This is a genomic window from Singulisphaera sp. GP187 (genome assembly GCF_900129635.1).
GTDB lineage: Bacteria > Planctomycetota > Planctomycetia > Isosphaerales > Isosphaeraceae > Singulisphaera.
In genome coordinates, this window is record NZ_FSRB01000001.1 from 1299031 (window position 1) to 1325592 (window position 26562).

The 26562-nt window shown below is 62.3% G+C and carries 16 protein-coding genes and 1 pseudogene; 9 read left to right on the forward strand and 8 right to left on the reverse strand.

Annotation, left to right across the window (positions count from 1 at the left end):
* Positions 1-25: 25 nt before the first annotated feature.
* Both uvrA and BUS42_RS05045 read left to right on the forward strand, forming a co-directional pair.
* Positions 26-2844, forward strand: a pseudogene (gene uvrA / locus BUS42_RS46300) (excinuclease ABC subunit UvrA).
* Positions 2837-4306 carry an RtcB family protein gene (locus BUS42_RS05045; protein WP_074305784.1) on the forward strand — a complete coding sequence of 490 codons (1470 nt, stop codon included), beginning with the start codon at positions 2837-2839 and terminating at the stop codon, positions 4304-4306. The pseudogene uvrA and the gene BUS42_RS05045 overlap by 8 nt, the downstream one beginning before the upstream one ends.
* Positions 4307-4688: 382 nt before the next feature.
* On the opposite strand, the gene BUS42_RS05050 is transcribed toward BUS42_RS05045, so the two are convergent.
* Entirely contained in the window at positions 4689-5831 is a 1143-nt protein-coding gene (locus BUS42_RS05050; RefSeq protein ID WP_143206248.1) for a DUF1574 family protein, read from the reverse strand.
* Positions 5832-6190: 359 nt separating this feature from the next.
* On the opposite strand from BUS42_RS05050, the gene BUS42_RS05055 reads away from it, so the two are divergent.
* Positions 6191-9052: an ATP-dependent DNA helicase RecQ gene (locus BUS42_RS05055; protein ID WP_074305786.1), complete on the forward strand. Its 2862-nt coding sequence runs from the start codon at positions 6191-6193 to the stop codon at positions 9050-9052.
* A 112-nt stretch (positions 9053-9164) separates the two neighbouring features.
* Entirely contained in the window at positions 9165-9368 is a 204-nt protein-coding gene (locus tag BUS42_RS05060; protein WP_074305788.1) for a hypothetical protein, read from the forward strand.
* A gap of 105 nt (positions 9369-9473) precedes the next feature.
* On the opposite strand, the gene BUS42_RS05065 is transcribed toward BUS42_RS05060, so the two are convergent.
* The 3 genes from BUS42_RS05065 to BUS42_RS05075 all read right to left on the reverse strand — a co-directional run bounded on the left by BUS42_RS05065 (position 9474) and on the right by BUS42_RS05075 (position 12069).
* Entirely contained in the window at positions 9474-9854 is a 381-nt protein-coding gene (locus BUS42_RS05065; RefSeq protein ID WP_074305790.1) for a VOC family protein, read from the reverse strand.
* A 47-nt stretch (positions 9855-9901) separates the two neighbouring features.
* Positions 9902-10381 (reverse strand): EVE domain-containing protein, encoded by a 480-nt coding sequence (locus tag BUS42_RS05070; RefSeq protein ID WP_074305791.1) that lies wholly within the window; start codon positions 10379-10381, stop codon positions 9902-9904.
* Positions 10382-10521: 140 nt separating this feature from the next.
* Entirely contained in the window at positions 10522-12069 is a 1548-nt protein-coding gene (locus BUS42_RS05075) for an MFS transporter (protein WP_074305793.1), read from the reverse strand.
* A gap of 844 nt (positions 12070-12913) precedes the next feature.
* Between BUS42_RS05075 and BUS42_RS05080 the strand changes: the two genes are divergently transcribed.
* On the forward strand, positions 12914-14008 hold the full coding sequence (locus BUS42_RS05080; RefSeq protein WP_074305795.1) for a DUF1559 domain-containing protein: 1095 nt from the start codon (positions 12914-12916) through the stop codon (positions 14006-14008).
* A 1415-nt stretch (positions 14009-15423) separates the two neighbouring features.
* Entirely contained in the window at positions 15424-16497 is a 1074-nt protein-coding gene (locus tag BUS42_RS05085) for a DUF1559 domain-containing protein (protein ID WP_074310718.1), read from the forward strand.
* Positions 16498-16652: 155 nt separating this feature from the next.
* Here the strand turns inward: BUS42_RS05085 and BUS42_RS05090 are convergent, their stop codons facing one another.
* From BUS42_RS05090 to BUS42_RS05110, 4 genes are all read right to left on the reverse strand, one after another.
* Positions 16653-16844 carry a hypothetical protein gene (locus BUS42_RS05090; protein ID WP_074305797.1) on the reverse strand — a complete coding sequence of 64 codons (192 nt, stop codon included), beginning with the start codon at positions 16842-16844 and terminating at the stop codon, positions 16653-16655.
* A gap of 514 nt (positions 16845-17358) precedes the next feature.
* Entirely contained in the window at positions 17359-18780 is a 1422-nt protein-coding gene (locus BUS42_RS05095) for an enolase C-terminal domain-like protein (protein WP_074305799.1), read from the reverse strand.
* 986 nt (positions 18781-19766) lie between these two features.
* Positions 19767-22385 (reverse strand): alanine--tRNA ligase, encoded by a 2619-nt coding sequence (gene alaS / locus BUS42_RS05105; protein ID WP_074305803.1) that lies wholly within the window; start codon positions 22383-22385, stop codon positions 19767-19769.
* Positions 22386-22564: 179 nt separating this feature from the next.
* Positions 22565-24037, reverse strand: coding sequence for a trypsin-like peptidase domain-containing protein (locus tag BUS42_RS05110; protein WP_074305805.1), 1473 nt, complete (start codon positions 24035-24037; stop codon positions 22565-22567).
* Positions 24038-24630: 593 nt separating this feature from the next.
* Between BUS42_RS05110 and BUS42_RS05115 the strand changes: the two genes are divergently transcribed.
* Genes BUS42_RS05115 through BUS42_RS05125 form a run of 3 tightly spaced genes read left to right on the forward strand, consistent with a single transcriptional unit; the run spans position 24631 to position 26536 of the window.
* The gene (locus BUS42_RS05115) at positions 24631-25488 is read left to right on the forward strand and encodes a MotA/TolQ/ExbB proton channel family protein (RefSeq protein WP_074305807.1); all 858 of its coding nucleotides are present in this window, start codon (positions 24631-24633) and stop codon (positions 25486-25488) included.
* 28 nt (positions 25489-25516) lie between these two features.
* Positions 25517-25978, forward strand: coding sequence for an ExbD/TolR family protein (locus tag BUS42_RS05120; protein ID WP_074305809.1), 462 nt, complete (start codon positions 25517-25519; stop codon positions 25976-25978).
* Positions 25979-26026: 48 nt separating this feature from the next.
* Positions 26027-26536 carry an ExbD/TolR family protein gene (locus BUS42_RS05125; RefSeq protein ID WP_074305811.1) on the forward strand — a complete coding sequence of 170 codons (510 nt, stop codon included), beginning with the start codon at positions 26027-26029 and terminating at the stop codon, positions 26534-26536.
* Positions 26537-26562 lie beyond the last annotated feature (26 nt).

The following is a 26562-nucleotide window of genomic DNA, read 5'->3' on the forward strand; positions in this document are numbered from 1 at the left end:
AATGTGGCAAGAAGGGCCAAAATTGATGGCCGACGACTCGCGTTGCATCCGGCTCCGTGGAGTGCGGGTTCATAACCTGAAGGGGCTTGACCTCGACCTCCCGCTGAATCGGCTGGTCGTGATGACCGGGGTCAGCGGCTCGGGCAAGAGCTCGCTGGCCTTCGACACACTCTATGCCGAGGGCCAGCGGCGGTACATCGAGACCTTCTCGGCGTATACCCGGCAGTTCCTCGAGAAGCTCGACAAGCCGGATGCCGACCGGATCGACGGGATTCCCCCGGCCATCGCCGTGGCCCAACGGTCCGGAGGAAGACGATCGAGCCGGAGCACGGTCGGTACGGTGACCGAGGTGCATGACTACCTCGGCCTGCTCTTCGCCCGCACCGGTCAAGTCGTCTGCCCGGGCTGCGGGCAGAGGGTTGAGCCCGCGAATCCGGCAATCGTGGCGCGAACGATCGACGCCTTGCCGGAGAAGACGCGCTACCAGATCGCGTTCCCGATGGAAATCCGGCCCGACTCCGACCGCGGAGTCCTCGCCGGTCTGCTCCGTGAGGACGGATTCGCGCGGGTCAGAGTCGATGGGGAGACTGTCCTCTTGGAGTCGGGCACGTTCCCGATGCCCTTCGATGGGGCGATCGACGTAATTGTCGATCGCCTGGTGCGCGGATCCGACGCACCCGAGCGGCGGCTCGACTCGATCGAGACCGCGTTCGCCAAGGGGCTCGGACGTTGCCGGATCCTGACCGATACCGACGCACTCAGCTTTTACCAAGGCTGGCGCTGCGGGCATTGCGGGATCGATTCTCTCGAGCCCGACCCTCGGCTCTTTCGGTACAACAGCCCGCTCGGGGCCTGTCCGACGTGCGAAGGGTTCGGCCGGGTGATCGACCTCGACATGGATCGGATCGTGCCGGACTCCTCGAAGACCCTCCGCGGGGGCGCGATCGTTCCTTGGACGACCCCAGCCTACCGCGGTCAGCTCGCCGACCTGCTCGATGTGGCCCTTGAGCTGGGAATCCCCACCGACGTTCCGTTCAAGCGGCTGACGGAAGCCCAGAAGCAGACCATCGTCGAGGGGGCTCCAGGCCACGATTTCCCAGGCTTACGTGGATTCTTTCGCGGGCTGGAGAAGAAGTCGTACAAGATGCACGTGCGGGTCTTCCTCAGCCGATGGCGCGGCTACTCCCCTTGCCCGGCGTGCGGCGGAGCGCGATTGCGCCCCGAGTCGCTGGCCGTCCGGGTCGGCGAACGCAACATCGCCGAGGTCTCGGCCCTCAAGATCAGCGACGTATCGCGCTTCCTCGCGGGTCTGGCCGAGTCGGAACCGAACCCTGTGATCCAGCGGGTCGTCAGGCAAATCGAAGCCCGGCTCGACTATCTGGAGCGGATCGGACTCGGCTACCTGACCCTCGATCGACAGGCCCGAACGCTCTCGGGGGAGAGGCCCAACGGGTGACGCTCACCACTGCGCTGGGCTCAGGCCTGGTCAATACGCTCTACGTGCTCGACGAGCCCTCGATCGGCCTGCATCCGCAAGACAGCGATCGCCTGATCGCGATCCTGAGGTCGTTGCGCGACGCCGGCAACTCGGTGGTGGTTGTCGAGCATGACCAGGCGATCATCCGCGCGGCCGACCAGCTGGTCGATATCGGCCCAGGCGCCGGTGAGGCAGGGGGGCAATTGCTCTACAACGGCCCGCCCGAGGGGATCGTGGGGACGCCTCAGTCGGCCACGGCCGACTTCCTGAGCGGCCGGCGGCGAATCCTGGTTCCCGAACGCCGACGGCCCCGCGATCGCGGCTACCTGAAGCTCACCGGAGCACGCGGCCACAACCTCAAGGGGATCGACGTCTCGTTCCCACTCGGCGTTTTCTGTGTCGTGACCGGGGTCAGCGGCTCGGGCAAGAGCACGCTCGTCGAGGAGACGCTCTATCCCGCGCTGCGCCGCCGACTCGGCAACGAGGCGCTCCAGGCGGCCCCTCACGCCACGCTCTCCGGCACCAGTGAGCTCAACGAGGCTGTGCTCGTCGATCAGACGCCGATCGGCCGGTCCGGCCGGTCCAACCCGGTGACCTATCTGAAAGCGTTCGACGAGATCCGCAAGACGTTCGCCGCCACCCACGATGCCAAGCTCCGCAACTACGGGGCCGGCCAGTTCAGCTTCAACGTGGAAGGAGGCCGGTGCAATTCGTGCGAAGGGAACGGGTTCCTCGCGATCGACATGCAGTTTTTACCGGATGTGATGATGCGTTGTCCCGAATGCCGAGGGACTCGTTATCGCCCGGAAACGCTCGAGATTACCTACCGAGGCCGGAACATTGCCGAGGTGCTCGAGCTCACCGCCCGCGAGGCGTTCGCCTTCTTCCGACATCGTCCCAAGGTCCAGGCGCGGCTCCGGCCACTCCTGGATGTCGGACTCGATTACTTGCGCCTCGGCCAGCCCGCCTCGACCCTCTCCGGAGGCGAGGCGCAGCGGCTCAAGCTCGCGAGCTACCTGGCCACCTCGCCCAGCGCAATGACCCGGTCGGCGAGCCGGTCGAAAACCCTCTTCGTGCTCGACGAGCCAACGACCGGGCTTCATCCGGCCGATACGCTCAAATTGCTCGACGCCCTGAACTCGTTGCTCGACCTGGGACAATCGTTGATCGTGATCGAACACAGCCCGGACGTCATGGCCTGCGCGGATTGGATCATTGACCTCGGCCCGGGCGCCGGGGACGAAGGGGGCCGGATCGTGGCCGAGGGAACGCCGGAAGAGGTGGCTCGCATGGACACGGCCACGGGCCGCGTGCTGGCCCATTGGCTCGAAGCAAAGAATGGAAATTCGGGACCTATCAATGGCTAAGAATAGCGGTTACACCGGTCCGTTAGAACAGGTCGGGGCGTGCCAGTGGCGGATCCCCAAGACCTATCGACAAGATATGCGCGTCGACGGCCTGATCTTCGCTGACGAGTCGTTGATCGCCCAGATCAAGAAAGATCAAGGGCCGGAGCAGGTCGTGAACGTGGCGACGCTCCCTGGAATTCAGAAAGCCAGCCTGGCGATGCCCGACATCCACTGGGGGTATGGCTTCGCGATCGGCGGCGTGGCCGCGACCGACCCGGAGGAAGGGGGGGTGATCTCCCCCGGTGGAGTCGGCTACGACATCAATTGCGGCGTCCGGCTGCTCCGCACCAACTTAAGCTGGGAAGAGGTCAAACCACGGATTCGCCAGCTCGTCGACGAGCTTTTCCGTGAAATCCCCACCGGGGTCGGCCAGAGGGGCCGGTTCCTGTTCGATAAGCCGAAGCTCAGTCGGTTGATGGAGCAAGGCTCGGCCTACGTCGTCGAGCAAGGCTGGGGAACGGTGCGCGACCTCGGGTTCACCGAGGCGGAGGGGCGACTCGACGGGGCCGATCCCGATCGGGTCAGCGACCGGGCGTTCACCCGCGGTTATGACCAGTGCGGTACACTCGGTTCGGGGAACCACTTCCTCGAAGTCCAGGTCGTGGACCGGATCCATGACCAGGAGGGGGCCGACGTCATGGGTCTGCGCGAGGGGCAGGTCACCGTCCTGATCCACTCCGGCTCGCGCGGACTCGGCTACCAGGTCTGTGACGACTACCTCGGGGTCTTCAAGGGCGCCCCCATGCGGTACGGATTCACGCTCCCCGACCCACAACTCGCCTGCGCTCCGGTCCGCAGTCCCGAAGGGCAGTCGTACCTCGGTGCCATGCGCGCGGCGGCGAACTACGCCTGGTGCAATCGACAGTTGCTCACGCATCAGGCGCGTGAGGTCTTCGCTCGGGTCCTCGGCACTCCTTGGGAATCGCTCGGCATGGACCTTGTCTACGACGTGGCGCATAACATCGCCAAGTTCGAACACCACGAGGTCGGCGGAGGCGTCTCCAAGCAAGTCTGCGTCCACCGCAAAGGGGCCACCCGCGCATTCCCTCCCGGCCATCCGGAGATCCCCGCGGAGTACCAAAAGATCGGTCAACCGGTGATCATCCCGGGGAGCATGGGGACCGCGAGCTGGGTCCTCGCCGGCCTGCCGGGAAGCATGGAGCAAACCTTCGGCACCACCTGCCACGGCGCCGGGCGAATGATGAGCCGAACGGCCGCCGTCAAACTCGCGGGCGATCGCAGAATCGATAAGGAACTCGACGCGATCGGCATCATCGCCCGCGCCCGAGGCCACAAGGGATTGGCCGAGGAACAGCCGGCGGCCTACAAAGACGTCGACCAGGTCGTCGAAGTCGTCGATAAGGCGGGCATTTCCAAAAAAGTGGCCCGTCTCCGACCCGTCGGTGTCATCAAAGGGTGATTGTTGTCTTGTGTGATTGCCGTCGATACATGGGGTGGGCTTGGCCCACCATCACGATATCCTTACTATGACGGAGCTAAAATAAAAGCAAAAATTTGAGACGGCAGTATTGGATGCCGGGATCGCATTCCCACGCTCTGCGTGGGAACGAGATTCTCCCGCGAATTTCGGCCTCCGGGACAGACTGACGGCCCGGTTTCCTTGCGACAGACTCAAAAGTTTAAAGATTTTAACCACGAATAACATGGGGGGGGGGGGGGCACGAATGAGTGTAATTTGAATTGCAGAATTTGATAAACATTTTAATGGCTCATGTCATTTATGGTTAATGGTTTTGGTTTTTCAAGGAGTTGGGCCAACGATGTCGAGAACGCCGAGGCGGTCATCGCCGCGTCGATTTTGGCTGATTGACGATTGCCACTGATTGGGCGAAGTCTTCCAGCAGGACTTCGGCGGCACGGTCACGATAGGTCGGTAACGCGAGCCAGCGCCTTCCGTCGTCGGGAGCGACGAGGCGTTTTCCGACGACGGCCGCCACGTCGGCGCTGAAGCTGTACGCGCCTTGCCAGTCGAAATGCATCGCATCGGTAAATGTCGAGTTTTGATAGCCGGAACGGAGGCCGTCAAGGACGGTCAGGTTCGGGAACCGAGCTTGCCAGCCGGCGACGAACTGTCGGTAGCGTGCGTCGAGGCCCGTCTGCTCACGTTCGCGCTGGAGGTCGGGGCTGAACGGAGGGATGATCCAGAAGACGGGGATTTGTCGTTGCTTGGCAAGTTCGAGGAAGCGCTGAATATAAACGGCATTGATGCGGTTGCATGACCAGGAGGCGTCGAGCAGGGTCTGTCTCAGGTGGGGGGCGATCTCCCCCTGAAAGGCGGGGTTCTTGGGGATGACCTTCGCTCCGCGGTTGGCCTGGACGTTGCGTTGGAGCGGAAGGTTGTGTCGCCGGAACGACCGAGCTTCGCCTTGTAACGCCCCTTGGACGTGCTCGCGAAGCTCATGGCGATTCCGAACGGTGTGGAGCAGTTTCGCCACCACCGATTCCGCGAAGAAAAGCGGATCCCCCGCGGCTTGCCCCAGGCTCGCCAACTCGCGAACTTCCAGCAGGCTGGGCCAGTAGCTGGCGAAGTGGGCCTGATCGACCGCGAGGCCGCCCGGATGGTATTCGACCAGGATCGCGGCCGGCTTGGCTCCTGACTCGAGCGCTCGCCGCAAGAGGAAGTAGTTGGCGGGAGCCGGACCGCCGCACATCGCGAGGTTATAGACCGGTTGGCCAAGCTCCCTGCCGACGACGCGGGGAAGCAGGCCCTGTTTGACCATGCTCGACCCGAAGCAGAGGATCGTCCCACGCAGATCCGGGCGGCGTGCCGCCTGACCGCTTAACCGCCATTCGACGCCTTCGGGGCGGGTGAAGTCGAATTCGTGCCGCGACACGTACCCCTCGATCGCGAGGACCAGAGCGATCATCCCGAGCAGACCCCAAGGCGCGGGGCCGCGGTTCATCGCCGGTGCGGGCGGCATCATTTCGACGTCCACTCCTTTGTTCCTGAACGCCCAGGCGTTGGTCTGAGCTCCCGGTGCGAGGTCGATCGAGGGAGTGAATCTCGAGGGGGAGCCGAGGCCTGGCGGCGACGAAATTGATCCTCGATTCCGTCGGAGGCGCGGATTCGAAAAAAAACAGATGGGTGCCGACGCTCCGTTTCCGTTCTTCGGCCGTGGGAGGCTCCGGACCGCATGAATTCTTTGCAACGCGCTCGAATCGGCAAGATCCGTCGAGCAGGCTCTAACCCGAGGGGCAACCAACCTGCTATCCTCGCTCGCGGTCGACTGCTTTTTCCTCTATACTAGAAACCCTTACAGTCCTTCCTGAAGGATCGACGTTCATGAGCGTGGCGGAAAGCGCGATCGACCTCGAACGGACGCTCCGCGAGCGGTTCGACCTGGAGCGATTTCGGCCTGGCCAACGCGAGGTGATCGAGAACGTTGTTCAAGGTCGCGACGTCCTCTGCGTGATGCCGACAGGCGGTGGTAAGAGCCTCTGCTACCAGTTGCCCGCCCTCCTGCTCCCCAGGATGACTCTGGTCGTCAGCCCGCTCATCGCCCTGATGAAAGATCAGGTGGATGTCTTGATTCAGCGCGGGGTGCGCGCCACCCTGCTGAACAGCTCGCTCGACCCAGCCGAACAACGTACGCGGCTTCAGGAAATCGAAGCGGGACAGTACGACCTCGTCTATGTCGCTCCCGAACGGTTCCGTAGCCCTCGGTTCGTGGAGGCGATGGCGAAGGTCCGTCCCTCGCTGCTGGCGGTCGACGAGGCCCACTGTATCAGCGAGTGGGGACACGACTTTCGCCCCGACTACGCCAAAATCGGCCTGGCGCGGCGGCGGATCGGCTCTCCGCCCTGCATCGCACTCACGGCCACCGCCACCGACCTGGTGCGCCGGGATATCGCCGACCAGCTCGATCTCCAGGACCCGGCGCAGTTCGTCACCGGCTTCGATCGCCCCAACCTCGGCTATGCGGTCGTCGAGGCTCGGCGCGACGCCGATAAGCTGGTGGCGCTCGCCGAGTCGCTCGAGCAGAACCGAGGGCCGGCGATCATCTACGCGTCGAGCCGCGCCCGGTGCGAGTCGGTCGGCCAGTTCCTCGAAAATCATCTCAATCGCTCGGTGGCGATCTACCACGCGGGGTTGAGCCGCGAGGAGCGGAACGCCGCGCAAGATCGCTTCATGTCGGGCGAGGCCGAGATCGTCGTGGCAACCAACGCGTTCGGCATGGGGGTCGATAAAGCCAACATTCGCTCGGTCATCCACTTCAACATGCCGGGAACGCTTGAGGCCTACTACCAGGAGGCCGGACGCGCGGGACGCGATGGAGGGTCCGCACGCTGCGTGCTCCTCTTCGCCCTAGGGGATCGATTTCTCCAGGAGATGTTCATTGATAATGAATATCCGCCTGCGGAAACCGTTTACAAGGTGTTCAACTTTCTCCGTGCGCTCGAGTCGGATCCGATCGAGCTCACCCACGCCGAGATCAAGGAGTCGTCCGGGATCGAGCTGAACGAATCGGCCGTCGGCACGGCGATCAAGATTCTCGAGGCCGCGGGGGCTCTCGAGAAGTTTCTCCCGCGCGAGAACATGGCCATCGTCCGGATCAACGCCGAGGCCGACGAGCCCAGCCTGACCCGACGCCTCGGTTCGCAAGCCCACGTCCAGCGGATCGTGCTCCTCGGTCTGGAAGGACTCGTGAACCGCCGATTCGGTGAGACCGTCTATTTCCATCCCGACGACTTCGCCACCACGCTCGGGCTCGACCGCCCCGCACTCAACCGGGCGATTCGAACCTTGGCCTCGGAACTGCCGATCGACTACATCCCACCGTTCCGGGGTAACGCGATCCGCGTGATCGACCGGAGCCGCAAGGCCCGCGACCTTGAAATCGACTTCGCCGCGCTCGAGAAACGCAAGCAGCGCGAGTACGACAAGCTCGAGCGGATGATCCGTTATGCCCAGACCCGCCAGTGCCGCCGCTCCTACATTCTGAGCTATTTCGGCGATGCGTCTGCCTCGCGGGTCCACTGCGGTCACTGCGACAATTGCGGCCTGAGCGATGGCCTGGCCGCCCCTCATGCCGGGATCCCGATCGATTCGGCGGCGGGGCGGGAGGTGGTGCTCAAGGTCCTCTCCGGAGTCGCCCGCGCCAAGGGACGCTTCGGCAAGACGATCATCGCGCAGATGCTCACCGGTTCCGGTTCCGAAAAGATGGACCGCTGGGGTCTGAAGAGTCTGAGCACTTATGGGATCTTGGCCGAGTTCCGCCAACCCGAAGTGGTCCAGATCCTTGATGCGCTGGCCTCTTCCGGATTCGTCGAGTACCAGGAAGTGGACCGGTTCCGACCGGTGGCCAACCTGACCGCGCGAGGTTGGGAATTGCTCAAGGGCCAAGTCCCCCACCCGCTCGTCTTGACCCTCCCCGATGCGATCGCCGCCAAACTCACCAACGGCGGGTTGGAACGCCTCCCCGCGTCCCGCTCGGCCGCCTCTGCTCCGGCCGCAGCCCATGACGAGGAGCCGGCCGATTCCGAGACCTCGGCCCTGGCGGGCGACCCCCTCTGGGGTCACTTGAAGGCGCTTCGAACCGAATGGGCTCGGGAGGCGAAACAGCCCTCCTACTGTATTTTCACCAATCAGACGCTGGAGGCACTGGTCCGAGAGCGGCCGTCGAACCCGAAGGAACTCGCCGGAATCAAGGGGTTGGGCCCCGCGCGTCTCGAGCGCCATGGAGCGTCGATCCTCGCCGCGATCGCCCAGCACGCCGACCAACGCTCGGCCACACCCGCCTCCCCGGCCGCGATCAAGGCGGAGCCTTCGCCTGCCGTGGACCGGCCGTCGAAATCGAAGACCACGCCAACGAAGGCCGAGGTCCGGACCGACCCGCCACCGTCTTCCTCTTATGTCCCGACCGAGGAGTGGAGCTGCCGCCTGATCGATCGCGGCTTCACGCTCGAGGAGGCTGCGTCGATTCGAGGACTCGACCTCTCGGCGATCCTTCGCCACTTGACCCTGGCGGCGCGCCAGGGGCGGAAGGTCGCTCTGGAGACGTTCCTCGAGCTTGAAGTCCTGCGACGGTGGGACGAGTGGTGTACTGAACAAGGGAAGGGGAGCGCGACTCCTCCCGCTCACCCGGACGCGTCAGAAGCGATCTGGAACCTCTATCTGGCCTGCCGGGTCCAGGGATCAAGATAAAGACTTGGCAGGTCTCTGGCCGTCTCTTATCATGTCCTTGGTCTTCGGTCACGCCTCAACAGGGATGAGGGCCACTCATGGTCCAATCCCGGAACCATCGGGATTCGCGGTTATGAAATGCTTGATCGTCTACTATCTTGATGGTCTCTGGTACGGTGAGGAAGTCTCCTGGAAACGCTCGGGCAGCGGCTTCTACCGCGAGATCTCCCGGACCGAGGTTCCCCAGTCGCGAGCCGAGATCGAAAAATTCGCCGCCGAGAATCATTTCCGGATCGAGTGGCGTGGCGAAATCCCCGTGCAGAGCCAGTCGGCCTGAAGTTCGTCCCGTCGAGCCGTCTCTTTTCGTCTTCGCTCGCCTTGGAAGGGCGAGCGAAAACATTTTCACCTGGCCCGGCCATGACCAAACGACCGCGGCGTCGGCTCACGCGTCGAGCTTTCGGCCGCGCCAGACGATCTGAACGCGGTTTCCCTCGGGATCGTTGAAAAAACCGGTGCGGATCGAGTCGTTATCCGCGAGCGTATCCGTCTCGAAAACGATCCCGCGCCCCTCCAGGGCGGAACGGGCCGCGGCGAAGTCGTCAACCCAGAAGGCGAGGTGGCAAACCCAGCGCTGGTTGACGCCCGATTCTCCAGGGGGTCGGCCAATGATTTCGATGGCCATTCCGCCATCGTCGGCCAGGAAGTAACCGGGAGGGCTGCCACCGCCGTCGAGCACCACGCGCAGTCCCAGGGCGTCGACATAAAAGTCCTTGAGCGCCTGGGTGTCCTTCCCGTAGATCGCGAAATGCTCAATCTTGGCCATGCGAAGTGACTCCGAATCCGAAGTGGGCGGTCCGCGGGATTTCGTTTCTACGACTTTGTCTTGGACTTGGCGGCCAAGGCGACGACGGCGTCCCACTCGGCGTCGCTGACCGGCTGGATCGAGAGCCGGCTCCCCTTTCGGAGCAGCTCCATGCCACTGAGGGCACTCACTGTGCGGAGCTCGGGCAAGCCGAGCGGCGGGTCGATCGGTTTCACCGCGCGGATCGAGACCTGAAACCAGGTCGGTTTCTCCGGGTCGCTCTTGGGATCGTAGTGTTGCGCATCGGGTTCGAAGGCCGTCGGATCGGCGTGCCCCGCGCGAACGACTTCGGCGATCCCGGCGATGGCCGGTGGGTTCGCGTTCGAATGGTAGAACAGCACGCGATCGCCAACCTCGACCGCATCGCGAAGCATGTTTCGCGCCTGGAAGTTTCGGACGCCGTCCCAGCCGGTGGTCCGGTCAGGCTTGGCTTCAAGGTCGGCGAATGAGAAACAGTTGGGCTCGGACTTGAACAGCCAGTTTGCCATAACGGTTTGACGACCCTGTCGGAGGGGGATCGTGGCAAGAAACCAATAAGGTCCCCCGCGCCCGCGGGCGCGGAACGGAGGACGGCAGGGCCAAAGCATACCAAATCGTTGCGCCCTGCCGAGGCCGATTTTCGCGCCGATCAGTGCTCGATGCCGACCGCCAACTCGACGTTCTCAAGGTTCGACTCATCCGACGATTTGTTCCCCTGAGCGACGGCACGCCCGCCCCGGAGACCGAACGAACAGAGGCAGGCGAGCACGGCCATGGCGAACATCTGGAGAAAGACGTCGCGCAGCGACCGCCCGAGTGCGTCCTGGACGGCCGCCAGTTGCGGAGCGGTGAGGAGCTTGTGGGTCTCCGGCCGAAGCGCGGCGGCGATGTCGATCCCGACCGCGTTGGAGGCCGCCAGCCGGTGGGCCAGCATCAAGCCGAGCGTTGCTCCCAACACCCCGACCCCAAGCGCTCCCCCCATCGTTCGGAAGAACGTCACGGCGCCGGTGGCTACCCCGCGCCGGCCCCATTTGACCTCGCTCTGCACACTCAAGATGTAGCTCAACGAGGCGGGCCCCATCCCCATCCCAATGATGACCATCCCGGCCAGGAAAAAAGGGCCGGAATCGGCGGGCCGGGCCGCGCCCACCACCAGGCCGAGGACCCCGGTGGCAATCAGGAGCGAGCCGACCACTGCCGTCCGCCGGAACCCGAGCCGCACCACGACTTTCGCCGCGACCGCCACGCTGATCGACCACGAGAGGAAGAGCGGCGTGATCATCTTCCCGGCCGAAGTCGCCGAGCCGCCGCGAACCCCCTGCATGAACAAGGGGATGTAGGTGTCGATCCCGAACAGCAAGGCGCCGATCAGGAAGCTCCCGACGATCGCGGAGCCGATATGCGGGGAGAGCACCAGGTCGAGCGGCAGGACCGGGTCGACCGCCACCCGCTCTTGTCGCACGAAGAGCGCCAGCATGACGGCTGACATGGCCAGCAAGCCGATCGTTCCGCTCCGAGAGATCTCGCTCCCCCCCAACACTCCCATCAGGAGCAGGAACGAGCCGATCGCCAGCAAGGTCGCTCCTCCCCAGTCGATCGGGGCGACGCTCTTGCGCTCGACGGTTTCATGGACGTAGCGCATCAGGATCCAGGCCGAGATCAGCCCGAAGGGCACGGTCACGAAGAAAACCCATCGCCACGAGAGCTGGTCGGTCAGAATCCCCCCCAAAGCCGGGCCGATCAGGCTCGACCCTCCCCAGACGGCGCTGAACAGTCCTTGAACCTTGGCCCGCTCCTGGAGCGTGAACAGGTCACCGAGCATGGTCAGGACGATGGGGCCGAGCGCACCGGCGCCCAGTCCTTGAATCACCCGCATCGCGATCAGGCCGGGCATGCTCTGGGCCATTCCGGAGAGCATCGAACCGAGTGCAAATAATCCCAAGCCAAACAGGAGAATGCGTTTGCGTCCGAAGATATCGGCCAGCTTCCCATAGATCGGGGTCGAGACGGTGGCGGCAAGCAAGTAGGCCGAGAAGACCCAAGGATAGATGTCGAGTCCTTTCAACTGCGCGATGATGCTCGGCATCGCGGTCGAGACCACGGTCTGCTCCAGGGCCGCGACCGCCATCGCCAGCAAGAGCGCCAGCGTGACCATGGCCCGACCGGGCATCGTGGCCTCGTTTTCCTCCACCGACATTGATCCGCTCCCCGTTGATGTTGAAATCGGTAAAATCGGCCCAGCAGGGCGGATACCGACTATTCTATCGAGCCCGCCAAGCTCTCGGCTGTCTTTGAGCGGGTGCTCCCAGTCCTGACCCGACACATCCCGACTGCGCGGAGTTCGATCCGAGTGATCGCGCGGCGGCCACGAAGCCGATTTGCGAACCCCCCATCCCTGGGGCAAAACCCCCATTTTGTTTTCGATCGCTGGGCTGGGAGAGTGGCCAGCGGGCTCGCTGAATCCTCATTCCGCGAACGGCGTGGCTGACGTGAAACCTTTCCATAACGATCAAAACCTTCCAGTCGGTCTTGGGGGCTGTCAGGGCGAACCCCGTCAACCAGGAAGCCGGGTGGTACGAGACCCGATTGCGGCCCGTTGACGCCGCCTCAAGGACGGTTTTCGCCAGTTCCGGACGTGGGCAAATCTCAAGGGCGATCGCGGGGAGCGATGATTCGAGAGGATAGAACGAAAGTTAGGCATCATATCTGCGAGTAGCCAAGTTAGGGGGAGGGTTTGGGGGCTCCCATAAGCTTTTTTGTCGATCGAAGATCCAGGGCTGCCGTGAACAATTCTACTCAAGAGTGAAGCCGTGCGTGCAAAGACGCAGTAAATGCTCCTTCAATGCGGTTTTGAAGTACTCATTTTATCCGATCGTTTCGCGTGGATGACGACGCGGGTGACTGGCATTGGGAGAATCTGCTGATTTACGGAGTGAATCGCCGCTTCGCGACTTGCACGACCGGTTCGCGTTGCGTAAGTTTATAGTCAGTTCCCCCCTTCTCGTTTTCATTCTTACACACGATTTGGAGAATAGGCGTTTATGCGAATCCGTCGATCCGGTTTCACATTGATTGAGCTGCTGGTGGTGATTGCCATCATTGCGGTGCTGATTGCCTTGCTCCTCCCCGCGGTCCAGGCGGCCCGCGAGGCAGCTCGTCGTTCTCAGTGCACGAACAATCTCAAGCAGATTGGGCTGGCGATGCACAACTACGAGTCGGCCCAGGGCGGGCTGCCGTGGAATCAGGCGTGCGGTGCGCCGTTCCCCAAGATCGCGATCCCAGGACCGAGCTATCCCAATTCCGCGACGCCCGCCAATGGTTTTGGTGCCCTTGCCTTGATGCTCCCGTTTATGGAGCAACAGGCGGCCGCCAATGCGATCAACTTCAGCTTTGGGCTTGCCTTTGGTGGTGGTCCCACCAGTCCTCCTCCCCTCGACCCGTGCCAGTTCACGGCGATCACCACAACAATCTCCTCGTTCGTCTGTCCGAGCGACGGTAAGGGGATGGGCCGCAACAACTACATGGCCTCGAACGGCACAAACTACGACTGGCACTCGCGGGCGTCGGGCGCGGGGGTCTTCGGACGTCCTGACGACGACTATGGTGGACCGTCCGGTTTCGGCTTCAAGGGGACACTTGCCGGGATCACCGACGGCACCTCGAACACCATCGCCTTCGCCGAACGGAGTCGTGGAGACGGGGATAATCTTATGAAGAGCCCGAGCGACATTTATACCCCCGTGTCGATCACCGGTTTCAAGAACTACGTTCTCCAAACTCCCGAGGATCAGGCGTATCTCACCGGTACGGCGATTCCGGCCTGTGTGGCCGCCGCGCAGTCCTCACCCTCCAGCAGTTGGAACTATGGCGGTTATCTTTGGGCGTCGGGTAACTACAATCAGTCGACATTCAACTTTGTGCTCACACCCAACAGCAAGACACCTGACTGCTCACCTTATGCGGGGTCTGGGGTGGCTTACGGTTTCATCACCCCGCGAAGCTACCATTCCGGTGGTGTGCAGGTCGCCATGGCTGACGGTTCGGTCCGATTCGTGAAGGACTCGATCTCACCGACGACTTGGTACTCCCTCGGGACCCGGGGTGGGGGCGAAATCGTTAGCTCCGATAGTTTCTGAACAACGAGCGCGATTGTCGTACGGGTGGATCGCCGACGAAGCAATCTGCGATGGCTGGGGCCGTACTCGCCGCCAGCCTTCTCGTCCTCACACCGGGCTCCGAGTCCAACTACCAACCGTCTCGAAGTGAGTAAGTCGAGGGTCAATCGCTCTCGATTAACCGGGGAGGGGAACCTCCCGCAATTTGGATTCGGAAACGACTCACAAGGGCCGGCGTCTCGCATTCTCCGCGAGACGCCGGCCCTTGTTGTTTTGAGAAGAGCCCTTGACGGAAACGGCTCCTCCGATTGGTCGAGGCAGGCCGCGGAAGCCTCGAGCGATTGGGCGGAACTTGATGGTCTCGAACTCCGTTGACGCGCTCGCTGGACTCTCAAAAAATGAGCCGGACTAAAGGAAGGGGAGAAAGTGGGACCGAATCAATCTAACCCGACTGTTCCCCGACTCAGACCATTTCAAGTAATATTCTGCGCATAACATTATGCCAATACAAAACCGTTCAAGGATGAGCTTTTCAGGCTGTGTGGATTTAATAAAGTCAAGACTTATTATCGTGAAAGCGGCTAGGAGTTTTGTTGATATCAATAAAAAATTGTTTGCAGACACGAAATTCCCGTGGGCGGGTTGACTACGCCAGGCGAAGCGACCGTGTGTCCAACCCCACAGTAGACCGTGGCAAGCATTTGCTTATCGATTTATCAGTAGAGTTTGCAATAATTTGTAGAGTGCATTCCTCCTGCCCGCCAAGTTCGGCGAGGACTTCACGCGGGTGCTCCTCCCGTCCTGGCTCGACGGATCACGACCACGCGGAGTTCGATCCGCTTCGCATGAGCCGTGTGGTTGGCGGAAAATCTTTCAATAACGATCAGAACCTTTCAGGAATGAGCGATTTTCTTACGGGGTGAACCCCGTGAACGCGTGAGGCGAGCGGTTCGTGACCGTGATTCGGACCTCTGCGAACGCCAGACAACCGGGTGTCGAGGACGGCCTTCGCCATCTGGAATGTGGGCAACCCAAAGGTCGGCGGCTTGGGGCCATCAGGCGGGTGAGCCAAGCCAAGGTTGGGCGTTAGCTCCGCGCGGCGCACTGTGGTCGAGAAGAATTTGGCTTTTTCTAGGTTTTTTTAGTCGATCTGAGCTCCAGAGCCGTGGTGAGCGATCCTCCGCGAGTGTGAAGCCATGCGTGCAAAGACGCAGTGAATGCTGCTTCAATGTGATTTTGAAATCCTAATCATTTCGGTGTTTTGAGGGTTTCCCCTCGATGTCGAGGCAGGATGACCGGCCTTGGGCGAATTTGGTGATTTTTGGAGTGATTATTCACTTCGCGACTTGCACGACGGGTTCGCGTTGCGTAAGTTTAAAGTCAGTCCCCCCTTTCTTGTTTTCATTCCTTATGCACGTTTCGGAGAAGAGGCGCTCATGCGAACCCGTCGATCCGGTTTCACATTGATTGAGCTGCTGGTGGTGATTGCCATCATCGCAGTGCTGATTGCCTTGCTCCTCCCCGCGGTCCAGGCGGCCCGCGAGGCAGCCCGTCGTTCCCAGTGCACCAACAACCTCAAGCAAATTGGGTTGGCGATGCACAACTACGAATCCACTCAGAGTGGCTTGCCTTGGAATCAGGCTTGCGGTCGTGTGTACCCCACGGCGACGGGGGCGGGATCACCTGTCAATGGCTTTGGTGCCTTGGCGTTGATGCTTCCCTATATGGAGCAAATGGCGGTCTCCAATTCGCTCAATTTCAGCTTTGGGCTTGCCTTCGGTGGCGATTCCAATACGGCCCCGCCACTCGACCCGATCCAGTTCACGGCGATCAAATCAACGATTGCTTCGCTGATTTGCCCGAGCGATGGCAAGGGTTTAGGCCGCAACAACTACATGGCCTCGAACGGGACGAACTACGATTGGCATTCGCGGGCCTCGGGAGCCGGTGTGTTCGGTCGGCCTGACGATGACAACGGAAATGCCGCGGGTACTGGCTTTCAGGGAAGGCTTTCCGGAATCACCGACGGCACCTCGAACACCATCGCCTTCGCCGAACGGAGCCGAGGGGACGGCGACAAGAACATGAAGAGCCCGAGCGATATCTATACTCCAGTATCGATCACTGGATTCCCGAACTATGTTCTCCAACTGCCAGGTGACCAGGCCTATCTCACGGGTACGGCCATTCCGACCTGCACGAGCAGTGCCAATTCCGCGCCCACCAGCAGCTGGAACTACGGGGGGTATTTCTGGGCGTCCGGCAACTACAATCAGTCGACGTTCAACTTCGTGCTCACTCCCAACAGCAAGACTCCCGACTGTTCGCCTTGGGCGGGATATGCGGGTGGCTACGGTTTCATGACTCCGCGGAGCTACCATTCCGGCGGCGTTCAGGTCTGCCTGGCCGACGGTTCGGTCCGGTTCATCAAGGATTCGATCGCGCCCGTGACCTGGTATGCGCTTGGGACCCGGGGCGGTGGCGAAGTGATCAGTTCCGACAGTTTCTGATTGAGCATTGCGAATCGGGGGCAACCTCCCGCGATTCCGAAGCGCAAACCCATGGCCGACGGCTCGCGATTGACGCGAGTCGCCGGCCATGATTGTTTTGAGGAGAAGTGTTGGCGGAAAACCTCTCCTCAGACCTGTCGCGACGAGGCCGTGAGTTATTTGGGCTTCCCCATGTTCTTCATGGCTTCTTTGAGCTGGTCGTCAGCCTTCTTCAAATCCTCCGCCGTGGCGGGCTTTTCGGGCGGGAGATTTCCCTCGGGCGGCGTGCCACTGCAACCAATGCCTGAGGTCAAGCTGACCACGGCCGTCAGAACGAAACAGAGCCGCAAAATGTCTCGAACCTTCATGGACACGTCCTCGTTGAAAGAATTGTTTTGAGTTCAGCACTTCGCTCGCCAAGCCGAGATCGTGCGGGCCTCAAAGAGAAGAGCGAAAGCCTTGAGCGTTTTGGCAGAATTCAACGGTATCGAAATCCGCTGACGCTCGCGCTGGGCTCTGAAAAAATGAGCCGGACTGGAAGAGGAGGCGGGACGACTGAATGAAGTCCGGCGATTCCCCTACGCAGTCCATCCCAAGCAACATTCTACGTAGGCCTCATGCCTGCCGCAACGCCGTTCGCGGTTGGACTTTTCATTGCGTTGAACTTGAGAAGCGACATGACTTGATTCTGCGAAAATATCGCTGATATCAGTGAAGTGTGCAGGCGATTTTATTGATGATTTGTCAAGGGGGACGGCTTCAGCCTGTCGTTGCTCGAGGTGGCACGGCTGAAGCCCACCCGGTAAATCAAGACGAAGTTGGTGGAACTTTCCCACTCTGTAAGAGAAATGATATGCCGATGATTCTGGAGATTTCCGAAAGCTACCCAATCCAACGGCTCTCCGCGGCTGGGGCGGGCAATTCTCGAGGAATCGACTCGAGCCGATAGCCGAATCCGGGACCGCCCAAGGTCGAGAGGTCGAGCAGCCCACTGCGACGTCGATAGAGGCCGGGATGAACTTCGGACTCGGGCAGAGAGGCCTCGGGGTAGTACTGCATGCCGTTCGTCTCGACGCCCATGATCGTCCCGGCGTGAGCCGCGAGCAGGACGTGGGGCACTTGAGCCAGCATCGGATTGCTCAGGTCTTGGACCATCAAGGTCATTCCGTGGGCACGCGCCCAGCAGAGGCTGAGCAAAGCGCCGGTCTGCGTCTTGCAGGTCTTCAGGGCGACCCCGGTCCAGCCCAGGGCTCGGCCGAGCCGGATCAGATGCCAGTCATGTGCGCTCTCGTCCATGAACAACGGTTTCCGCGCCGAGACGCTGTGCACGTCGATCCGATGGGTTTCGAGCTCGTAGGGAAATGGCTGCTCGACATAGAGGATCATCCCGTAAAGTCGCGGATGTTCCTGAACCAATTGGTCGAGAATCCGGTTCACGTAACTCGGATCATGAACGGTACAATTGAAGTCGGCGGTGAGCCAATCCACCGCTTCGTTGACCGCGATCTGGCCGACCTTGACCAGCCGGTCATAGTCCCACGCGTAGTCGTCGCCCCGCAGCTTGACCTTGAGGCAATTCAGACCGTCGCGCTCGATCCAGTCGCGCAAGAGCACGGGATAGCCGTCGTCGGGCTCCTCGCCGGTCAACTCCGACGGGTCCAACGGGTCTTTTCCGCCGACGAGGTGCCACGCCGGCAGCGTCTTCGCCGGGGGGGACGCGAAGAAGTCCTCGGGATATTTCCCCACGAAGGAAACGTCAGTCCCCTGGGCGGGAGTCAGGTAGTGCGCGAGGTCGTGATTCATGAACGACGGATTGTAGGTCTGGTAAGTCGGCACGCCATGCAGGACGCCGTAGGCGTCATGAAGCGCCAGGTCGAACGCCGAGCAGCAGACCAGGGCCGCCAGCCAGGGCATCGGCTCGGCGTCCACTCCCCGTTCCGCGTTGATCGCCTCGAGCAGGCCCGGCAACACCTGCTCCTGGAACGCATGGCCGACTTCGACCGGGTGGCCCGCCTTCTCGAAGCAGATCCAGGCATCGACCAGCAATACGGTGAACCGCTTCAAGGCCGCATGCCTGACCTCGTAGGAAAGCGTACTGGGCCAAACCCACTGGACGCTGAGCGGCGTCTCTCCCCAGCCAACGGCCTCGCGGCCCTGCGCGTCGCGGACCGTCAGGCGAACGCGAGCGCAGGTGACTTCGGTCGTGATCTCGGGACCGAACTTCAGGGGAACCCGCGTTTTGATCGGTAGGAAATAAAGCGATGCGGCGACCGGTCGGACGTCGAGTTCGTGAGTCGGAGGCATGGCTAACCCTCTTCATTGGTTCAAATTCGCATGAAATCAGACGAGAACACGAGGGGCGTCATCAACCGTGGGCGCGAACGCCACCTCAAAGCGGATGACGGCCATCAGGCCTTTTTGATTGGGAAGTCGTTTGTTGTTACTGACGACTCCCCCCCTGATTTGGGAGCAATCCCTGGTGGGTCGAGCTCACTTGTCGCCACGATCTCGAGGCGCTTCGTGCTGAAGCCTCTAACCTATAACGTCGGACGCGGTCGCTCCAGGTTTATCCAGAACAGAGCAGAGAGCCGCGAACGCGACAATATGTTTCGCGGGTTGATTGCAGCCCTTCGGGACTGCAAAATGTGTGCACTCCTTGAGTCTGTCGCAAGGAAACCGGGCCGTCTGTCAGCCCCGGAGGCTTAAATTCGTGGGAGAAACTCGTTCCCACGCACCGCGTGGAAACGAGATCCCGGTCTCCTTGTTGCAGTCTTCACGACTTTTCTGATTTGCAATGAAATACAACGACCCGCCATCGAGCTAAGAATCCCCCCTCGTTCCCACGGTCCTCCGCTATGCCTTACCCACAAGTCGTAAGTTGTTAGCAATCCGGAGGTTACGGAAGGGGGCTGTGGCCCGAGCTGGATGCCACAACTGGAGGACTCTCAGGCACTTGCGCCGATCACCCTCGCTGGACACCGGGCCAGACCCCCACTTGTGGGTAAGGCATAGCGGTCCTCCGTGGGAATGCTGTCCCCGACGCTCCGCGTCGTCTGGCCCTCGCAAGCCGAGGACGCAGAGCATCCCAGACTGCATTCCCACGGGGGCCGTGGGAACGAGTCGCGAGAGGCTTCCTTTCCTGGCCCTGGATTAGGTCGTTGATTAAGTACGCGGGCGTGTGTGCAATCCCGACGTGGGCGATTCGAGGGGCAAGCCGCTGGATGCGGTGGCAGGTGTTCGCCCCCACCGGCGGCTCGTCGCGCCGGGGGGGCGTTCGCGTCGGCCATTCTTCAGCCCGCGAGCTTCGCCTTGATGGACTCGAGGGCTTTGTCGAGCGCGGCGGGGACTTGCTCGGGGTTTTTGCCGCCGGCCTGGGCGAGGTCGGGGCGGCCGCCGCCACCGCCACCGACGACCGGGGCGACGTCTTTCAACCAGAGGCCGGCGTGCAGGCCGCGGGCGATCAGGTCGGCGGTCAAGCCGGCGGCCAGGCTGACCTTGCCGTCGGCGACCGTGAGCAGGAGCACGGCCAAGCCGGTCTCCGCCTTGCGACGGAGCACGTCGATCAGTTGGCGGAGCTCGTCAGGCGAGGCGCCCTCGACGAGCTGGGCGACGACTTTCACGTCGCCGAGCACCGTGGCGGCGGCCAGCAGGTCGTCGGCCGAGGTGCGCGGGGTCGTTTCGGTCCGGCGCTGCGAGGCCTGCTTCTTGAGGGTCTTGATCTCTTCGAGGAGCGCCGAGACGCGCTCGCCCACGAGGTTGGTCGGAACCTTCAAGGTCGACGCGACGTCGGCGAGCAGGTCCTCCTCCTGACGCACGAACTCCAGGGCGGCCTTACCCGTGAGTGCGGTGATCCGCCGCGTGCCGGCCGCGACCGACTCTTCGCCGATGAGCTTGAAGAGGCCGGCCTGGCCCACGTTGTCGAGGTGGGTGCCGCCGCAGAGCTCCCGGGAGAAATCCCCCATCTGAACGACGCGAACCACCTCGGGGTACTTCTCGCCGAAGAGGGCCATGGCGCCCAAGGACTTGGCCTCGCTGATCGGCATCGTGCTCCAGGAGACCGGCTCGGCCTGGAGGATCCGATGGTTGACCGTTTCTTCAATGGCCCGGAGTCGTTCGCGGCCGACGGCTTCGGGATTGGCGAAGTCGAACCGCAGGCGGTCCGGTTCGACCTTGCTCCCGGCCTGCTGGGCGTGCTTGCCCAGGTGAATGTGCAGGGCATGGTGCAGGACGTGGGTCGCCGAGTGGGCGCGGCGGATCGCCTCGCGGCGCTCGGGATCGACCCGGGCCTGGACCGCTTCCTCGAGCGTGACCGTCCCTTCGACCACCTGGCCGATGTGGAGGGTGAAGTCATTGTCCTTCTTCGTGTCGGTGACCCGGAAGAGGAAATGCTCCCCCTTGATCTCGCCGATGTCGCCGACCTGACCGCCGCTCTCGCCGTAGAACGGTGTGCTGTCGAGGATCAGGACGACCAGCGGGTCTCCATCGGTCGCGGCCGAGGCCGAGTCGGCCAGCTTGCCTTGCTCGAGGATCCCGATGACCTTGCCTTCGGCCTCGGTGGTCGTGTAGCCGAGGAACTCACTGCCATGGTGATACGACGATTTGAGCGTATCGAGCGGGCCCGTGGCGAAGACGGCCGCGGCCCCCTTCATCGGGCGTGAGATTTCCCCGTGCGCTTCCATCGACTTGTCGAAGCCACCGCGGTCGATTCGCAGGTTGTGCTCGGTGGCGAGGCTCTCGGTGATATCGACCCAGATGCCGTAGGTCTGGTGGAGGTCGAACACCTCCTTGCCCGAGATCGTGTCCGAACCCGCGGCCTTGGTCTTCCGGAACAGGTCGTCGAGCCGCTTGAGGCCGTTGTCGAGGGTGCGGAGGAACTGCTCCTCTTCCTCGCGGATCACGTTCCGGATCCGGGGCACGCTTTCCTTGAGCTCAGGGTAGGGGCGTCCCATCACTTCGGCCACCACGGTCGGCAACGCGTGCAGGAACGGTTCGCGCTGGCCCATCTGGTAGGCGTCGATCACGGCCCGGCGCAGCAGGCGGCGGAGCACCGACCCCTGCTTCTCGTTCGACGGCTTCACGTTCTCGTGGATGCAGAAGGTCAAGGCGCGGGCGTGGTCGGCCATCCGCCTGATCCGTGTCCCGTTGGGACCGTCGGCGACGTAGTCGACCCCGAGCTGCTGGGCGACGGCGGCGACGATCGGCTTGAAGATATCGGTGGCGAACACGGTGGGTACGCCTTGGAGGCAGGCCGCCGCGCGCTCCAGGCCCATGCCGGTGTCGATGTTCTTCTTGGGGAGCGGTTCGAGCTCGCCGGGACCCAGCCGGTTGAACTGGGTGAAGACCAGGTTCCAGATCTCGACTTCTTTCGGTCCGTTGCCGTGGTAGAAGATTTCCGAGCAGGGGCCGCAGACGCCGTTCGGTCCGTGGGTCGGAGCGCCGGCGGGCCAGAAGTTGTCATCTTCGCCCAGGCGGGAGATCCGGTTGGCCGGAACCTTGACCTCCTTGCGCCAGATGTCGTACGCCTCGTCGTCATCGAGGTAGACCGTGATCGTCAGTCGCTCGGGGTCCAGCTTGAGGACTTGGATCAAGAATTCCCAGGCCCAGTGGATCGCCTCGCGCTTGAAGTAGTCGCCGAAGCTGAAGTTGCCCATCATCTCGAAGAAGGTTTCGTGGAACGCCGTTTTACCGACGTTATCGATATCTCCGGTGCGCAGGCACTTCTGGCAGGTGGTGGCGCGGGTGAAGGCAGGGTCGCCCAGGCCCATGAACTCCCGCTTGAACTGATTCATTCCGGCCGGCGTGAACAGGACGGTCGAGTCGTTGGGAACGAGCACGTCGCTGGGCCGGCGAACGCATCCCTTGGAAACGAAGAAATCGAGATAGGCGTCGCGGAGTTCGTCTGTGGTCATGTCGTCTGTGGCCAGGGGCTGGTGGCTAAGGGATCGTCAGAAGAACGCTCGGCGGCCGTCGACGACGGCGACGAAGACACTTCAGTCCGTAACGAGGAGAAATCATAGCAGATAGGAGGAGAGCGATGAAACGTGGGCCTCGGAGAACGCCCGGTTCGTGAGTGGAATCCTCCTTAAATTCAATTCACGTTCACGCTGAACGGCCCATGGTCGGTGTCCAATTTAACGGGGCCGGCGAGGTTGGCGACGGCTTTCACGAATTCACGGGGATTGCGGACGCTTCGGCCGCCGACCGACTTGATGATTTGCCCTTTTTTGAGCCCTGCCTTCTCGCCGGGCGAGCTGGCCTCGACTTCAGTGATCCTCACCCCGCCGCGCGCCATGGCGTCGAGCACCCCAGGACCGAAATTGGTCTGAGGCATGGTGCTCGTATAGTCGATATGAAGCCCGCGCCACGGTGACGGGCGATTGGTGGCGATGACTTCGCCGTCGACGGGGGCCTTGGCGAGCTGGACGGTTCGCTCGAGCGTCTCATCCTGGCGCAACAGCTTGAGAATGACGTTCGACCCCGGTGTGAAGTAATTGATCGCCAGGTAGAGGCTGTCGACGTCGTTGATCGGGATATCGCCGACCGAGAGGATGGCGTCATTGGCGTGCACCTCGCCCTCGGCGGCAGGGGTGCCCGCTTGCGCGGATTTCACGCGGTTCGAGAGGGTTTCCGTATCGAGTGAGACCCCGAGAAATCCGTATTCGACCTCTTTCCCCTGCTTGAGCGTCTCCAAGGCGCGCCGGCCCATCGCATCCATCGGGATTGCGTAGCCCGCCTGGGAGTCGAAGCCGGCGGCATTGGCGCTGTTGGAGGTGAGTCCGACGAGTTCCCCGTGGAGGTTGATGACCGCTCCGCCGCTCATGCCCAGGTTGAGCTTGGCGTCGAGCTGAAGTAAGGTCGGGTAATTCTTCAAGGACCGCGGTTCCTCCTGGGTGACCTCGAGCCGTCGAGCGACGTTCGACAGGATCCCCCAGGTCGCGGAGGGGCGTCCATCCTGTCCGGCCGCGTTGAACGGGTTACCCAGGGCGAGGAGGAATGAGCCCTTGCGGAGCTTGGTGGCGTTGCCGATCGGCATCGGCGTGAGCCGAGGGGGCGTGATCCCCGTCCCTGCCTTGGGCACGATGACCGCGAGGTCGCTGCGGGGGTCGGCCGCGATGATCTCGGCGTCGAAGCTCTGCTTGCCCATGGCGCGGACGTGAAGTCGCTTGGCGCCTCGGACGACGTGAAAGGCGGTCAGGATCTCACCCCGAGTGCCGACGACCACGCCGGAGCCGAAGTCGAACGAGATTTGATCCGGGCCGAACCCCTCATTAGGCATGACATCGATCCGGCCCCGCATGACCAAGGCCCGGTCCGGGCCGCCGAGCAGGCCCGCCGCACCCTCAGCCTCTTGGCCGCGGCCCCGTACGGCCGTCGTCACGTCATCCTCGCCTTTCTCGCGCGCGATCGCGACCACCGAGGGTTCCGCCTTGGCGATCGCGTCGGCCAAAGCCGACTCGAGCGCGGCGACGACCTCGAGCGGTGAACCGGCCGTGGGACCGCTGCTCGGCGGAGGATCCGCCAGGGCCAGGAGAAGACACAGCAAAGAACCGAGGTTGTGCATCGGCGATCACCCCGCCCGCGTTCCAGACGCCGGATGCGACCGGTACGACCAGCCCGTCCGTCCCGATCTGTCTCGTGACTCTCCTTTCTATTTTTTCCACTTCTCCCGAGCAGGGCAACCCGTAAGCCCGGGGAAGGCGCGAGCGACCGGCGTTTCTTGATTCATTTCGAGCGCGGGTTCCGGCGCAGGCTGTTTTCACGGAACCCCATTTCGAGCTAGAGTGAAATGATTCGACTCCCGATCGCTATACCAATGCCCGGGTCGGGATGGCGGTTCGATGGGGTGATTCCGTGGTGTTTTGGTGGGGTAGATGGGTTTTGCACGCTCCAGGGAATTGCGGGCCGAGTGAGTTGACAGGGGCACGACTGCATCGGATAGTGGATGCATCTGGAAGCGCGTTTCCCCGAAGCAGGTGTTAACACGATCTCATCCCCTCCATTGACTGAGGTCGTGAGTGCCCCATTCCCTTCGGGTGCGAACCTTCGAGGGGGTTGCGACCGGAGAGCGATCTTTCGATCCCCCCAAAATCCACAAGCATGGGGATCGCCCCGACCATCTCGGCTGGATAACTACTGATGAGGGAGAGACTGGCGATGCCGACGTTGCTCCGGTCAACCAGCATGTGCAAGGGACGGGCCTGGACATGGGCTCTGTTCGTCCTGGGCTCTTTGTTTCTGCTCTCGCTCGCTCCGGCCCCCCCCGTGGCGGCTCAGGAACCCGCGAAAGAGGCGGCACCCGCGGCGAAGGAGGAGGCCGCGGCGGCTCCGGCCGCCGCTCCGGCGAGTTCGAATGAGTCGGCGGCGCCGAAAACCAAGTCGTTACTGCGGTGGGCGTTGGAAGCCTCGGGACCGATCGGGGTTTTCCTGCTCTGCCTCTCGGTCTATTTCACGGCGGTGGTGATCCGCCTGTTCATGGAAATGCGTTTGAGCGAGGCGGTGCCTCCCGCCCTGGTCGAGAAGTTGGAAGCGGCGATTCGGGACAAGAAGTTCCAAGAGCTCTACGACGCCTGCAAGGATAACGACACGTTCCTTGCCCGCCTGGTGAGGACCGGGGTGGCCAACCTGCCCAACGGTCGCCCCGAGGCCAAGGAGGCGATGAACCAGGTGAGCGACGAGATCGTCATCGGCATGGAGGCGAGGATCAGCTACCTGGCGATCATCGGCCAGCTCGGACCGATGATCGGGCTGGTCGGTACGATCTGGGGTATGATCATGAGCTTCCAGGAAATCGCCACCGCGGCCGGCTCTCAGCCCAAGCCGGAGAAGGTGGCCGAAGGGATTTCCACCGCCTTGTTCATTACCTTGGAAGGTGTCGCCCTGGCCGTGCCGGCGATCTTCTTCTTCTCGCTCTTCCGCAACCGAATCGCCGTGATCACGATGGAGGCGACCCGAGTCGCCGACCGGACGATCGCATCGCTGGTTCAGGCGGCCAAGCAGGCCAAGTCCGGCTGACACCCATCGAAGACGGAGGGCGTGGCCGATGAGCTCCGAGATGTCCGCCGAACCGAACCTGACGCCGTTGCTCGACGTCGTGTTCCAGTTGATCACGTTCTTCATGCTCGTGATCAACTTCGGTGACCAAAACTACGACCAGCGCGTTCGCCTGCCGATCGCAGGCTCGGCTCAGCCGCTCGATGCCAACTCTCAGACGATCAACGAAGATCGACTGGTGTTGAATGTCGACCGGCAAGGGCATCTGATTATGACCGGTGTGGTCCTCACGCAGCAGAAGGCGGTCGAGGAAATCAAACACCAGGCCAAGCTGGTGAAATTGAACCTGGAATCGGCTGGGATCAAGCTCAATGCCACGAAGGATCTGCCAACCACGATCATTCTCCGGGCCGACCGTGATACGGATTTCTCGTCGCTCTATCGTCTGATCACGGCCTGCCAGGCCAATGGGTTTCGGAAGTTCGCCCTCAAGGCGATGAACGCCGGTTGATGCCGTTTCGCCTTCCCAGGCACGAGGTTCGTTTCCGAGGGGATTCCCTTGAGTCGAAATCAAGGCCGTCGCAAGAGGTCGGAACAGAGTCTGGAAATTCCGGTCACGCCGATGCTCGACATGGCGTTCCAGCTTCTGACGTTTTTCATCCTGACCTATCAGCCGATGCCGGCGGAGGGCCAGTTCGTCATGAACATCATGCCCGCCGCCCCGGCCACCGATATCAACGCCCAGAGTCCTGAGACGACGCAGGCCAACCCCGACGTGCCGGCCGCCCTGCGCACTCTCCCGACGACGCTTCGCGCTGGTGAAGGGGGAAATCTCGGCCAGATCATCCTGGGCGAGAACGACATCCAGGGGGGGATGGACGAGCTCAAACAGCAGCTCGACGAGATCTTTCGCGATCCCACGCTCCCGTTCGATCAGACCATGATCAAGGTTGACCCCAACCTGAAATACTCGGCGCTGATGCAGGTCATCGACGTGTTCTCACGGGCCTTCAACGAGGCGAAGAAGGAGCCGAAGCTCAGCTTCGCCGAACTCACTGGCGAAGATTAGGCGGCCCCGTGGCCGATCGTGTTCCG